The sequence below is a fragment of the Rhizobium sp. PRIMUS64 genome (assembly GCF_023006465.1).
Classification (GTDB): domain Bacteria; phylum Pseudomonadota; class Alphaproteobacteria; order Rhizobiales; family Rhizobiaceae; genus Rhizobium; species Rhizobium leguminosarum.
The window spans coordinates 160,881-174,891 of the sequence record NZ_JALBGX010000001.1 but is presented as its reverse complement, the minus strand read 5'-3'; the positions used below and the strand labels follow the sequence as shown (position 1 = coordinate 174,891).

Here is a 14,011-nt window from a genome sequence, read left to right as displayed (position 1 = left end):
ACATCGACATCAGGCATAAAGAATTGGATCAACGCTGCATGCGCATAGCCTACGTTTTCCTTGGTGCATTTCTTGCAATTGCACAGTCCGCATATGCTGAAGTCGCATCACCGCCTGTTTTGGCGCCGCTAAAGCGACAGGCGCAAGCCGCTGAGTTGAGCGCACAATTTCTTTCGCGGTATAGCTACAAGCCCGTTCCACTCGACGACGCCTTGTCGGCCAGGATCATGGATGGGTTCATCAAGTCACTTGATCCGGACCGCATGCTCTTCCTGCAAGCGGATATCGACAGGTTTATGTCAGATCGCAACGAGATCGACGATGCGATAGAACGGAAGGACTTGAAGATCCCGTTTGCGATTTTCAACGCCTATGAACAGCGCGTTGTCGACCGCATGAACTACGCGCGCAGCCTGCTGAAGCAGGGCTTCGATTTCAGTACGCAGGAAAATTATTCGGTGCTGCGCGATAAAGCGCCGTGGTCGCAGTCGGAAGCCGAAAGCAATGAGCTTTGGCGCAAACGCGTCAAAAGCGACTGGTTGCGGCTGAAGCTCGGCGGCAAAACCGACACGGCTATTCGCGAAACGCTCGACAAACGTTACGAAAACACACTCGAGCGCGCCTACAAGTTCAAAAGCGACGACGTGTTCCAGTCGTTCATGGACGCCTATTCGACGTCGATCGATCCGCACACGGACTATTTCGGCGCGGCCGCTTCAGCCGACTTCAATGTCTCGATGAAGCTTTCGCTGTTTGGTATCGGAGCTGTGCTGCAGGAACGCGACGACTACACGACGATCCGTGAGCTCGTGCCTGGCGGGCCGGCGCAACTGTCCGGCAAGCTCGCGGTCGGAGACCGCATTACCGGTGTTGGTCAAGGCAAGGATGGGGCGATCAAGGAAGTGGTGGGCACGCGCCTTGATGAAGTCGTGCAGATGATACGCGGAAAAAAAGGCTCCGTCGTGCGGCTGGACATCCTGCCGGCAGATGCCGGAGCAGATGGCACGCACCGCGTCATCAGCCTGGTGCGCGATAAAATCAGTCTCGACAAGCAGGCCGCCAGGAAGACTGTGCTGTCCGTGAAGGCGGGCGACGCCACGCGTAAAATCGGGATCATCACGCTGCCGGTATTCTATGAGGATTTTGAAGCCAAGGGCAAAGGCGACAAGGATTACAAAAGCGCAAGCCGCGATGTCGCCAAGCTTCTCGACGAACTGAAGCAGGAAAAGGTCGACAGCGTTCTCATTGACCTGCGCAACAATGGCGGCGGTTCATTGGACGAGGCAATTGATTTGACCGGTCTCTTCATCGGCAATGGACCGGTCGTTCAGCAACGTCGCAGCGACGGCAAGATCGAGGTTAAAAGTGCTGAGTTTGCAGCGCCTGTCTGGACAGGTCCGATGGGTGTCCTGATCAATCGCGGCTCGGCGTCGGCTTCGGAGATTTTTGCCGCGGCAATCCAGGACTACGGTCGAGGCGTAATCGTCGGTGAACCCAGTTTCGGCAAGGGCACCGTTCAAACCGTCATCGATCTTGACCAGATCGTCCGCAACAGCAAACCCGAGTTCGGGGAGCTGAAAGTGACAATTGCCCAGTTTTTCCGGGTCAACGGCGGTACGACGCAGCTGCGCGGCGTGACGCCTGATATCGGCTTGCCGGGACTGTCCGATCCGACTGTTTTCGGGGAGACCAGTTATGACAATGCGCTGCCGTGGGCTGAGATCAAGCCCGCGAACTACACGCCCGCTGACACTGTCACGACGCTGCTGCCGACATTGCAAAGCCGCCATGATGCGCGGGTTGGCAGCGATCCGGACTTCCAACGCCTGTTGAAAGACATTGCCGACCTCAAGGCCCAGCGCGAAAAAGGGGTCATCTCCCTCAATGAAGCCGAGCGTCGCAAAGAAGCGACGGCTCGCGAGAAACGCTTCAAGGATCGAGCGGAAGCAGGGGATGGCGAGGATCTTGGAGATGATGGCCTTGAGGCCGGCGAGCGCAGCCTGAGCGCTGATATTGCCATCGAGAATGCCCGCAAGAACGCCAAAGACGTCCTGCTGGATGAGGCGGCCGCCATTCTTGCCGACGAGGTGGATTTGCAGGAAGGCATGCTAAAGGCAGCCACGAAACAAACGGGAAAAACGGACGGAAAATAGTCATTCGACACCTAGAGGGCGAACGCCGTCCACTGGGGTTGCTGCTTGACGCTCGACACACGCGACTTCACACTTGCAGTGTTGAAGGTGAGTCGGACAGACTGTACCGTTTTTCATATCCGTTGCTCGCCTGAGAAGGAGTCGCCAGCAGGGCTGATTGGTCCACGCGCCGACCGGTACCGGTTGGTCGCAAATAGGATCGAGGTTGATTGAGTTCGAGCTCGCAGCCGCTCCTGTTTTTCTCGTGAGGTCGCGCCGTGGACAAAGTGCTATCAGCAGTCGATCCTCCTCGCGACAGCCCGCTTTGGCACCGGAATTTCCCGTTGCTGAGCAACCGCCGGTCTCTGCTTTGGGGCCTTTTGATACCCGTTTTGCTTCTTGCAGGCATCGTTGTCTTTTATCGCGAAATCCACCACCTCGAAGAGCCGGTCAGGCCCTATGAACATCGAGCTCTCAATAAGGCTGTCCGATCATCTCGCATAGCCGCCCGCCCTGATCCGGCGGCTCCTTCTACCCTCCCGCCGATGTCGATATCGCTGCAGCTGATCGAGGTCCCGAAGCTGGAATTGGCAAGTCAGTTTCTGCGGATATGGCGCGTCTCGGGGCCGAATATTTGCGGTGCTCTTCGAGAGGCCGGCATCGAGATGAGCGAATGGAAAGCCGCATCGATGCGCAATCGCAGCTATGAATGCTATTTTCAGCGCATCTACGAACGGGACGAGGTGCGTCCGCTCAGCTCGACCTTCCTGAAGGTTCGCGGAGATGAAATGGGCGACATTCTTGAGATCCGCGCCAAGATTATTGGGCCAACGACCGACGCCCAGGGACGCCTCGCCCCGGCCGTCCTACGCATTTTCGAGATCATTGTGAAGCAGGCGTGCTGGCGTGATTTCGAGGATACTCTTGCCTCGATCCAAAACCTTCAAAATGTCGAATACGAACGATTCGGCTCCTATCTCAGCTTCACACGTGAAGCCGGCAGCGCAAATATCTTTAATTTTGTTCTTGGCCTTAAGGCGACTTCAGGTTCGCAGGTGAGGACCAAGATGTATTTTTCGACTGAGCGCTGGCTACAAATGCCCGCAGTGCTCCTGCCAGCTTCATCTTCAGGGAGCGCTTGGGGGCATCCATATCAGCCAATTGCGCTCAATGACGTCGCAAGCCCCCGTCAAAGTCCAAGATCAATTTGGAACTGTGGCTAAACATCGACGGCTTCATCGTTTTGAGCGATGAAAGCGTCACGCCGAGCAGCCAAACAGACCGCCGTGGTGATTTCGGCCATGAATGCTGCGATCATCCCTAAATCTTCTTGTACACATACTATGTGTACGTTATATTGAGATCAAGGAGATAGTTATGCCGAGAACCGCGGACAATAAATCCGAACGCTACCAGCTGCGCATCCCGCCAAAGCAGAAGGCAATGATCGCGCGCGCAGCTGCCCTTTCGAACAAGGATATGGCCGATTTCATTCTCGATAAGATAGTACCTGAAGCCGAAGCCGTCATCCAGGCTGCTGAAGTTGAGACCGTTTCGAGCCGCGATTTCATCCGCATCCTCGACCTGCTTGAACGCCCGCCCAAACCAAACGCGAGACTACGCGCCGCGATCTCTGCTCTACCGGATGCCTTGTGACCCTCCCCGTCTGGCATGAAGAGCCGATCGCTAAGTCGCATGATCGGGCCTCATTCGATTGCGGTGATGCGGCAATGAACGAGTTCATTCGGCGCTTCGCCCGGCAGAGCCATGAGCAGAATGCGGCGAAAACCTTCTGCGCTATCGACAAGGCCCACCCTGATCGCATCCTCGGATTCTACACAGTCGCGCCCTCTGCCGTTACGCATGAGGCCGTGCCTCCGAAGATGACGAGAGGCCTCGCACGCCATGAAGTCGCAGGCTTCAAGCTCGCGCGCTTGGCAACCGACATAAAGGTGGCGGGAAAAGGTTTAGGCGGTCAGCTCATCGCTGCTGCAGCGCTCCGTTGCCTGCGGCTCGCCAGCGAGGGCGGCGGGATCCTGCTAATCATCGATGCCAAGAGCGAGCGCGCCGCCCATTGGTATGCCAGCTACGGCGCCGAACCGCTGCAAGGGAAACCGCTCACCCTCGTTATGCCGCTTGCCACCTTCGCCGCCGACTTCAAGGCCAAGGGGCTCCTGTAGCCGTTTAGCCGCCAAGCCATTGTGCTGCCGGCCCGAACCGCGACACCTCACATCATCAGTCAAAGCTGTTTGCCAGCAGAACTGCGGAGAGCTTTTTTATTCCCGCCCCAAATCCTATCTACAAACTCTCACCGGGATTGAGGACAACCGCCGATGCCGCCGAATGCATGGACAGGCCCGGAAAAGAACATATCTTCGAAGGGTCCTTCCTTTTGAAGCCTCGAATCAAACAGCACGGGCACACATCCATGACCAAAGGCTCCGATCTTCTAGTGGCAGCGCTTGAGAACGAAGGTGTCGAGCGCATCTTCGGCATTCCCGGCGAAGAGAATCTCGACGTCGTCGAATCCATCCGCAAGTCGTCGATTGAGCTCGTGCTCACCCGACACGAGCAGGCGGCGGCGTTCATGGCCGCGACCTATGGCCGCCTGACTGGCAAGCCCGGCGTCTGCCTGACGACGCTTGGGCCGGGTGCTCTCAACCTCTCGACGGGTGCGGCATACGCCTTGCTCGGTGCGATGCCGATGGTGATGATCACCGGTCAGAAAGGGATCCTCTCATCCCGCCAGGCGCGTTTCCAGGTGGTCGACGTCGTCGCGTCGATGAAGCCGCTGACCAAGCTCGCAAGGCAGATCGTATCGCCGCAGATGATCCCGACGACGGTCAGGGAGGCGTTCCGCATCGCCCAGGAGGAAAGGCCGGGGCCGGTGCATCTGGAGCTTCCGGAAGATATCGCGGCCGAAGAATGCCAGGAGGTGGCGCTGATTGCGCCGCACCAGCTCGAACTGCCGACGGCAAGTGAGGCGGCGCTTAACCGCGCAGCCGCGCTCATCACCGCGGCCAAGCGTCCGCTTCTGATGTTCGGGGCCGCCGCCTCGCGTCCGCGCTCGACCTCCGACATCGCGCAATTCGTGATCCGCACGCGCATCCCGTTCTTCACGACCCAAATGGGGAAGGGAACGGTTCCGGGTGGAACCGAACTTTACATGGGCACCGCGGCGCTGTCGGAGCGCGACTATGTCCACGAAGCCATCGAACAGGCCGACCTCATCGTCACGATCGGCCATGACACCATCGAGAAGCCGCCGTTCATCATGGGCAAGGGCGGTCCGAAGGTCGTCCATATCGGATATCAGCCGGCGACCGTCGAGCAGGTCTATTTCCCGCAATCCGAGGTCATCGGCGACATCGGCCCCTCTCTGAAGGCGCTGGCCGATCGCCTCGAGGGCAAGCTGCCAAACGCGCAGGCGCTTCTTCATCTCCGCGAGCGCATTCTCGAGCGCATCGCCGCGCGGGCGACGGAGGATCGCTTCACGCCACAGCGGCTGGTCCACGATATAAGAGAGGTGATGCCGCATGACGGCATACTGGCGCTCGACAACGGCATGTACAAGATCTGGTTCGCCCGAAACTACCGGACGCGGATGGCGAACACGCTGCTGCTCGATAATGCTCTTGCAACGATGGGAGCCGGGCTGCCGTCGGCGATGGTTGCCTCGATGCTCTACCCGGAGCGGCGTGTCATGGCGATCTGCGGCGACGGCGGCTTCATGATGAACTCCCAGGAGCTCGAGACGGCCGTCCGGCTGAAACTCAACCTCGTCGTTCTTGTCATCGAGGACAATGCTTACGGCATGATCCGCTGGAAGCAGGCGGTGGATGAGTTCCCGGATTTCGGGATGACCTTCGGCAATCCCGACTTCGTGAAATATGCCGAATCCTACGGCGCCAGGGGAACCAGGGTCGACGATATCGGCCAGTTCAAAAAGGTCCTCGAAGAGGCATTCTCTGGAGGTGGCGTCCATCTGGTGAATGTGCCGGTCGACTACTCGGAAAATGAACGCGTGCTGGTGAAGGAGCTTCGCGAGCGGCTCCCCGCGATATTGGAGGCCTGAGATGCAGTCTACCATGAAGGTCTATCAGGCGTTCGACCGCGTGCCGATTGCAGAGCTGCCGGCAGACGACGCGGCAGCCCTTGAACAGAAGCTTCAGCTCGCCGCAAAGACCTTTGCCGATCGCGACGGCTGGCTGCCCGCGCATCAGCGGATGGCAATCCTCAGGAAGGCGTCGGCGCTTCTGCAGGAGAACCGCGACCGCTTTGCGATGATGATCGCCAGCGAAGGCGGCAAACCGCTGACCGACGCAATCATCGAGGTAACGCGCGGGATCGACGGCCTGGTGAACGCGGCAGACGAACTGCGCAATTTCGGCGGCAAGGAAATCCCCATGGGGCTGACTGCGGCCAGCGCGAACCGATGGGCTTTCACCACCAAGGAGCCGATCGGGGTCGTGGCGGCGATATCGGCCTTCAACCATCCGCTCAATCTCATCATCCATCAGATCGCGCCGGCGATTGCGGTCGGTTGCCCTGTGATCGTGAAGCCGGCGGCAACGACGCCGATTTCCTGCATCGAGATCGTCAAGCTGTTCTGGGAGGCCGGTCTCGACGAACGCTGGTGCCAGACCCTCATCACCGAGGACAATGCGCTTGCCGAAGCCTTCGCAACCGATCGTCGCGTGGCGTTTCTGAGTTTCATCGGCTCTGCAAAGGTCGGCTGGTACCTCAAAAGCAAGTTGCCGCCGGGCACCCGATGCGCGCTGGAACATGGCGGAGCGGCACCCGTGATCGTCGACCGCAGCGCCAATGTCGATGCGATTGTCGGCACCATCGTCAAGGGCGGCTATTACCACGCTGGGCAGGTCTGCGTGTCGGCGCAGCGTCTTTTCGTGCACGAAGATATTCTGGCTTCCTTCACCGAGGCTCTCGCCGCCAAGGTTGCGGCCCTGCATGTCGGCGATCCCAAGCTTGCACAAACCGAGGTAGGGCCGCTCATCCTGCCGCGCGAGGCGGACCGCGTCACGAGCTGGATCAAGGAGGCGACGGATGCCGGGACCAAGCAGATCGGCGGCGGGCGGATGTCCGATACGACGCTTCTGCCTTCGGTTCTGCTGAACCCGCCTGTCGAAGCGAAGGTGTCGGTGCTCGAGGTCTTTGGACCGCTGACTTGCGTCTTCGGCTACCGCGACCTCGACGAGGCGATCCGCATTGCCAACTCGCTGCCCTATGCCTTCCAGGCAAGCGTCTTTTCCGCCGACATAGCGGTTGCTCTCAAGGCGGCAAAACATCTGGATGCATCGGCCGTTCTCGTCAACGACCATACGGCGTTTCGCACCGACTGGATGCCTTTCGCCGGACGCAGACAGTCCGGATACGGGGTCGGCGGCATTCCCTCAACGATGGAAGAGATGGCCGACGACAAGATGGTCGTGTTCAACCAGGTTACTTAAGATCAGTCGGCACTCCGTCGCCGTTGGCAGCCGACAAAGACAATGGACGACCCTTTCGCCAGCGTGCTGGACCAGCGGCATTTGCATCGAGGCTGCTGGGCGATGCGATGTCGAGTACCGCTGAGAGTTAGACAAGCATTGGATAACAGCTCGCTCAGCCAGGATCGACTTGCCTCGCCTGTTATCGGGGGGCATGGTCTGTCATGGAACAACGGAATCACGAAACTACGGACGAGAGGTCCTTGGCCATGCTCGAAAGCTCGCAGCGCATCGCAAACATAGCTGATTAATGTTTTCCTTCCTGCACAGTTCGGACCTTCATATTGGCAAACGATTTGGCAATCTTCCGGAGGATTTGAGAGGGCGCCTGCGCGAGGCGCGGCATGGCGTGATCGCTAGGCTCGCCGCTGCGGCACGAGAGCATGGCGCTGGTGTCATCCTGCTCGCGGGCGACACCTTCGATACCGAGACGCCGACGCCTGCCGTGCTTCGGCAAGCGCTTGGCGAGATGGCCCGGAATACGCCGCTGCGCTGGGTCCTGCTTCCGGGCAACCACGATTCACTGCTGGCGGACCAGCTCTGGAGTGCGGCGCGCGGCGTTGTGCCCGACAATGTCATCCTGGCGACGGAAGCGGTGCCCCTTCCGCTTGGACCTGATGTCATCCTGCTGCCGGCGCCTTGCACGACCAGGAGGCCGGGCCGCGACCTGACCGAATGGATGACGGGTGCCGCCACACCGGACGGCGCCATCCGCATCGGCCTCGCCCATGGCCCGATCCAGGAATTTTCGGAGGATGCCACGGCCACCAACGTGATTGCGCCGAACCGCGCGGCGCTGGCCGGCCTCGACTATATGGCGCTCGGCGATTGGCACGGATCGGTGGCGGTGGACGCCAGGACGTATTACAGCGGTGCGCCCGAGCCGGACCGTTTCAAGCATAACCGGCCGGGGCAGGCGATGGTCGTTTCCATTGCCGGGCAGGGGGCGATGCCGACGACGGCGGCGGTGACGACCGCCAGTTTTTCCTGGCAGACATTGCACCTTCCTCTGCTGGCATCGGAAGACGGTGTTGAAGTGCTGAAGGCCGCGTTGCCCGAACCGTTCGCGCGCCGACAAACCCTGTTGCGCATCGCGCTGTCCGGCCGTGCCCGGTTGAACGGGCGCACAGCAATGATCAGCCTGCTGGAGCAGGTCGCGCCGGAATTTGCGCATCTGGAGATCGATACCGCCCTTCTGGGGACCGACTGCGAGAGCGATGATCTCGAGACCATCGATCGAGCCGGTGCGCTGCGCGATGCTGCGGACTTGCTGCTTGCCGAAAGCCTCGACGAGGCCCGTTCCGGCGACGACAGGAACGTGGCGCGCCAAGCGTTGATCCGCCTGTTTTCCTATTGCGAGGCGATCGATCGATGAAACTCACCGCCCTTCGCCTCCACAATGTCAAACGTTTCGCCGGCCGCGGCATATCAGTCGAAGGAATCACCGACGGCGTCAATGTGCTGAGCGCCGCCAATGAACACGGCAAATCAACCTGTTTCGAGGCGCTGCATGCCCTGTTCTTCCAACCGCACAGCGGCAATCCAAAGAGCGTGCAGATGCTGCGCCCCTATAGCGGCGGCAATCCGATCGTCGAGGCCGATATCACGATCGAAGCCGGCCGCTACCGCCTGACCAAGCAGTTCCATAGCGGACGGCGTGCCAGCGTCACCGATCTCGGCAGCGGCCGGATCGTCGCCCAGGCCGACGAGGCCGAGGCGTTCATCGGCGATCTCATTTCCGGCGGAACCTCCGGCCCGGCAGGCCTGCTCTGGGTGCGTCAAGGCGTCACCGGCATCGAAAATCGCAGCAAGAGCGAGGAGGAGAACGACAAGCGGGTGCGCGAAAGCCTGCTGTCTTCGGTACAGGGCGAGGTGGAGGCGCTGACGGGCGGACGGCGCATGTCGGCGGTGCTCGAAGCCTGCGAGGACGAACTCAATCGCCTGGTCACCGCGACGCTCCGGCCGAAGGCAGGAGGCCGCTTTGCCGCCGCTCTCGAGGAGCGTGACCGGCTGCAGGAGGAGGAGGCCCGGCTGGCCAAGGAGGTCGAGATGCTGCACGGCGCACTCGACCGCCGCCGCTCAGTGCAGGCGAGACTGAGCGAACTGGAAAACCCTGATGAGGAAGCCGGCCGAAAGACGGCGATTGCCAATGCCGAGGTGGTGCTCGAAGCCGCTAAACTGCATGACAGGGAACTCAAAGCGCTCGATGCCGAGGCCACCTTGGCCGCCAGCCGCCGCGATGAGGCGCAACAGGTATTCGACCGCTTCCACACGGCATTGAACCGCAGCGGCGAACTCGCGCGGCGTTTCGCCTTGGCGGAGAAAGAACTCTCGAGTGCAGCCAAGCGACGCACGGCATCGCTGGCCGAAAGCGAGGCGGCAACGGCGGAGGTGCAGGCGGCCGAGGAGGAGGAGCGGATAGACCGTCAACTGCTTGCGCGGCTGGAGGCAGCGCTCCGTTCACGCCACGCCGCAGAGCGACTGGCCGAGGTCCGTCTGCGTCTCCAACAGGCGGAATCGGCGCGCCAGCAGATCGAGGACGGGGAGGCGGCGCATGCATTGCTCGCCATTCCAGCCGATGCGGTCGAGCGGCTTGAAGCGCTGGATCTCAAGATCGTCGGCTTGCGTGCAGCCGCCGAGGTCGGTCTTCCCACGCTCAGGGTCGATTACCTGAAGGATGCCTCCGGATCGGTGAGCATGGACCGCCAGCCCTTGATTGGGGGTGAGGACAGAAGCTTTGCCGGGATCGCGAAGCTCGACATAACAGGCGTCGGCACCCTGACCATCCACTCCAGCCGGCAGGCAGATCAGGACGGGGCGCTGGAGACTGCGGAAGCCACGCGCCAAACATTGCTTGCCAAGCTCGGTGTCGACAGTCTGCGAGCGGCGCGACAGCGCGATATTGCCGCGCGGAACAAGCAGGAGGAACTCGTGCGGGCGCGCCAGCGGCTCGCGGATCTCGCCCCGAATGGCATTGACAAGCTTCACCTCGACGCCGCACGCTTTGCCGAACTCAGCCAGGATCCGGTCGAACTCGAGGCGGACCCGGAAGAGGTGCGCGCCCGTCTCGCGGACGCGACGCGGCGCATCGAACTGTCGCGGAACCGGGCGCGGGAGGCGTCAGTGATGCGCACGGAAGCCGGCGAGGTCATATTGCGCGCGCAGACGGAGCACGCCAGGCTTGGCCAGGAACTCGAGGCCATCGAGGCGGTCATCGGCCCCGAAGCCGGCCGAACTGAATTGCAACAGGACCTTGCTCTCAAGCTTTCCAGTGCCAAAGAGCAGGTCGATGCTGTCGAACTGCGGGCCGAGCCTTTGCGCAGGACAGGGCGGGACCTCGCAGGCGCAGAGGCCGCCCTTGCCAGGGCGCGCTCGGTCGCCGACGCCGCAGGCCGCGAAATTGCCAGGCTTCGCGAAGAGCTTGCCGATCTCGGCGGTCAGATCCGCACCCGCTCGGACAGCGCGGTGGAAGAAAACTGGTTGGAAAGCCGGGATTTGCTGGCAGCGGCGCGCGAGCAGGTGAAGCGTTTCGAGACGGAGGTCGGCGTGCTCGATCGCCTGCGCAAGGCACTGACGGCGACGCGGGCGGCGGCGCGCGACCTCTATCTCAAGCCTGTTATGAACGAACTCGCCCCGCTGCTCGGCCTGCTGTTCGACGACATCTCGATCACGTTTGACGGCGACACCTTGCTGCCGCAGATCGTGCGCCGCAACGGCCTGGACGAGGATGTCGACCGGCTGAGCGGCGGCATGCGGGAGCAGCTCTCGGTGCTGACCCGCCTCGCATTCGCAAGGCTGCTTGCCCGCGACGGCCGGCCGGCGCCTGTCATCCTCGACGATGCGCTTGTTTATTCCGACGACGACCGGATCGAGCGGATGTTCGATGCGCTGCACCGCCAGTCCCGCGACCAGCAGATCCTCGTCTTCTCCTGCCGCCAGCGCGCCTTCGCCAAGCTGGGCGGCAATGTGCTCACCATGCAGCCATGGCAGCCGGATTGATGAGGATCGATGCTCAGGCGACGCCGACGCCTCGCTCAAGCCACAGATAGGCGGCGGCCGTCCAGGAAAAGCCGAGGCCGCCGCATCCTTGGCCGGTGACCGGGTCGAAATATTCGGCAAAACCTTCCGTTTCGATCGCCGCGATGGTGGATCGCCGCAGCTCTTCGGCGACATCCGCGTGGCCATTGCGATTCAGTCCGTCGATCAGAAGCCAGTTGATGATCGCCCAGGCGGGGCCGCGCCAGTAACGCTTCGGCTCCCAGCTGGCGATGCCCGGCTTCGTCGTCGGAAAGGCGACCTTGAGATCCTTGGACCAGGCTTTCATTTCCGAAACCAGGGCGCCGGCAACCTGCTTGTCGAGGTCCAGCGAGAGGAGGGGGATGAAACCGGCTTGCGTTGCGGCTTCGACATCTTTGCCGGAGATCAGGTCTCGCGACACGAACCGCGAAAGATCCGGCCGCCATTGGGCCATTATCGCCTTGCGAGTGCGGTTATTGAAGGCAGCGATCTCGATCGCGTCCTCGGTCCGGTCGAACAGGCGGGCAAGGTGCTCGAGGTCTTCGCCGGCCTTGAGCAGGATGGCGGTCGTCTGGATCTCGGCGACCTTGAAGGACGCCTTTTCCCATTGTTTCGCTGGATCCCAGCCACAGGCGGCATAGGTATCGACCAGATGAATGAAGCGGCGGTAATCCTCGTCGCGCGGGCGCATGTCGGCATCGACATGGCCGGTATCCTTGCGCACGACGGGGGTATCGGTGGTGGAGGGTACACGAGCGAGCGCGATGTCCCAGGCGGGAGAATTATCGCTGCCGCTTTCCCAGGGATGCAGGAGCGCAACGAGCCCGGTGCCATCGGGATCGCGGGCGGAATACCACCAGCGGTGCCATCTCAGCGCCGCCTCGTAGAGGGGCAGGGTGCGCGTCTCGGCATCGTTGCCCGCGGCGGCTTCATGCAGCTTGCGCAGCGCGATCGCGAAGACCGGCGGCTGGGTTATGCCGGAGGTCGGGATCATGTGCGTCGTGCGCCAGACGTTCGGTCCCGGGAAATAGGTTTCGCTTGGCGCGTGGAAGACGATATGCGGGATCATCCCGTCCGCCCACTGGCCCTCGACCAGCCGTTCCAGCTCGCGATAGGCGCGATCGATGTCGTAGAGCGCGAAGCCCATAGCGACGAAGGCTGAATCCCAGTTCCACTGGAAGGGATAGAGCCGGTCTGTCGGCACAGTATAACCGCCGCGATCGTTGGCGGCGAGGATGCGCTTCGCCTGGTCGATATGCATATTCATGTCGGATGCTCCGGTATTCTTAGGCCAAGACGGCCGGAAAGGACTTGCCGCTTTCGGGTGAAAGCCAGGTGATGCGCTTCTGGTCGAGCTTCAGACCGATCGTGTCGCCGCTCTTGACGGTTTCCGAGGCCGGCAGGATGACGCGCACCGGCTGGTCGTGGATCGAGCCGGTTAGAAGCAGGTGCGAGCCCATCGGTTCAGCAACGCGTACCCTCATTTCGAGACCCTGCGGCAGCGGTGCGAGTTCGACGGCTTCGCCGCGCAGGCCAAGGATCACTTCATTGCCGGACCCCTGCGGCGCGGCAAGCTGCTCGGCGCCTGCCGCCACGTGGCTGTTCGTCACCGGCACCTTGATGAAATTCATCGGCGGGTTGCCGATGAAGCCGCCGACGAAACGTGTTGCCGGGTGATTGTAGATCTCGACAGGATGGCCGACCTGCTCGACCACGCCGCCATGCATGACGGCGATGCGGTCGGAAAGGCCCATGGCTTCGGTCTGGTCGTGGGTGACGTAGATCGTCGTGGTCCCCGCCGATTGCAGCACGGTCTTGAGTTCGGTGCGCATTTCGAGGCGGAGCAACGCGTCGAGGTTCGAAAGCGGCTCATCCATCAGGAGAACCTTCGGTTCGACGGCAAGGGCACGAGCGACCGCGACGCGCTGGCGCTGGCCGCCAGAAAGCTTGTTCGGGTAGCGGTCGAGATATTGCTCGATATGCAGGAGGCCGGCGGCCTTCTCGACCTGCGCCTTCACCCTGGCGTCGTCGGCCTTCTGCATCCGCAGCCCGAAAGCGACGTTCTCATAGACCGTCATGTGCGGAAAGACGGCGTAGTTCTGGAAGACCATCGCAAGGCCGCGATCCTTGGGAGGCAAGCCGATCACCGACTTGTCGCCGATGCGGACATCTCCCGACGTTGCGGTCTCGAGGCCGGCGATGATGCGCAGCAGCGTGGTCTTGCCGCAGCCGGACGGACCGAGCAGCGAGACGAATTCGCCGTCGTTGATCGTCAGCGAGACCTCTTTCAGCGCCTGGAAGGCTCCGAAGCTCTTGCGGATGCGGTCGATGACAATATTGGCCATATCTCTGGTC

General features: G+C 61.5%; 10 protein-coding genes. 8 read left to right on the top strand and 2 right to left on the bottom strand.

Going from position 1 to position 14,011, the window contains the following annotated elements:
- The first annotated feature begins 38 nt into the window (after positions 1-38).
- The 8 genes from MOV76_RS00810 (at position 39) to MOV76_RS00775 (ending at position 11,638) form a co-directional block, all read left to right on the top strand.
- Entirely contained in the window at positions 39-2,153 is a 2,115-nt protein-coding gene (locus MOV76_RS00810) for a carboxy terminal-processing peptidase (RefSeq protein ID WP_018245605.1), read from the top strand.
- Positions 2,154-2,476: 323 nt separating this feature from the next.
- On the top strand, positions 2,477-3,355 hold the full coding sequence (locus tag MOV76_RS00805; protein WP_026188693.1) for a DUF6030 family protein: 879 nt from the start codon (positions 2,477-2,479) through the stop codon (positions 3,353-3,355).
- A gap of 154 nt (positions 3,356-3,509) precedes the next feature.
- Complete coding sequence (locus MOV76_RS00800; protein ID WP_018245607.1) at positions 3,510-3,788, top strand: DUF1778 domain-containing protein; 279 nt, start codon at positions 3,510-3,512, stop codon at positions 3,786-3,788.
- Entirely contained in the window at positions 3,785-4,312 is a 528-nt protein-coding gene (locus MOV76_RS00795; RefSeq protein ID WP_018516793.1) for a GNAT family N-acetyltransferase, read from the top strand. Before MOV76_RS00800 ends, MOV76_RS00795 begins: the two co-directional genes overlap by 4 nt.
- 248 nt (positions 4,313-4,560) lie before the next feature.
- A complete protein-coding gene (locus tag MOV76_RS00790) occupies positions 4,561-6,207 on the top strand; it encodes an acetolactate synthase large subunit (protein WP_018245609.1) in 1,647 nt (548 codons plus the stop codon).
- 1 nt (position 6,208) lies between these two features.
- Entirely contained in the window at positions 6,209-7,600 is a 1,392-nt protein-coding gene (locus MOV76_RS00785; RefSeq protein WP_247263585.1) for an aldehyde dehydrogenase family protein, read from the top strand.
- 289 nt (positions 7,601-7,889) lie between these two features.
- Entirely contained in the window at positions 7,890-9,014 is a 1,125-nt protein-coding gene (locus tag MOV76_RS00780; RefSeq protein ID WP_247263584.1) for a DNA repair exonuclease, read from the top strand.
- On the top strand, positions 9,011-11,638 hold the full coding sequence (locus MOV76_RS00775; RefSeq protein ID WP_247263583.1) for an AAA family ATPase: 2,628 nt from the start codon (positions 9,011-9,013) through the stop codon (positions 11,636-11,638). Before MOV76_RS00780 ends, MOV76_RS00775 begins: the two co-directional genes overlap by 4 nt.
- A gap of 13 nt (positions 11,639-11,651) precedes the next feature.
- Here MOV76_RS00775 and MOV76_RS00770 read toward each other — a convergent pair whose 3' ends face one another.
- Together MOV76_RS00770 and MOV76_RS00765 are read right to left on the bottom strand one after the other, a co-directional pair.
- Positions 11,652-12,923, bottom strand: coding sequence for an MGH1-like glycoside hydrolase domain-containing protein (locus MOV76_RS00770; RefSeq protein ID WP_193444479.1), 1,272 nt, complete (start codon positions 12,921-12,923; stop codon positions 11,652-11,654).
- 19 nt (positions 12,924-12,942) lie between these two features.
- The gene (locus tag MOV76_RS00765) at positions 12,943-14,001 is read right to left on the bottom strand and encodes an ABC transporter ATP-binding protein (RefSeq protein ID WP_047619950.1); all 1,059 of its coding nucleotides are present in this window, start codon (positions 13,999-14,001) and stop codon (positions 12,943-12,945) included.
- Positions 14,002-14,011: the final 10 nt, after the last annotated feature.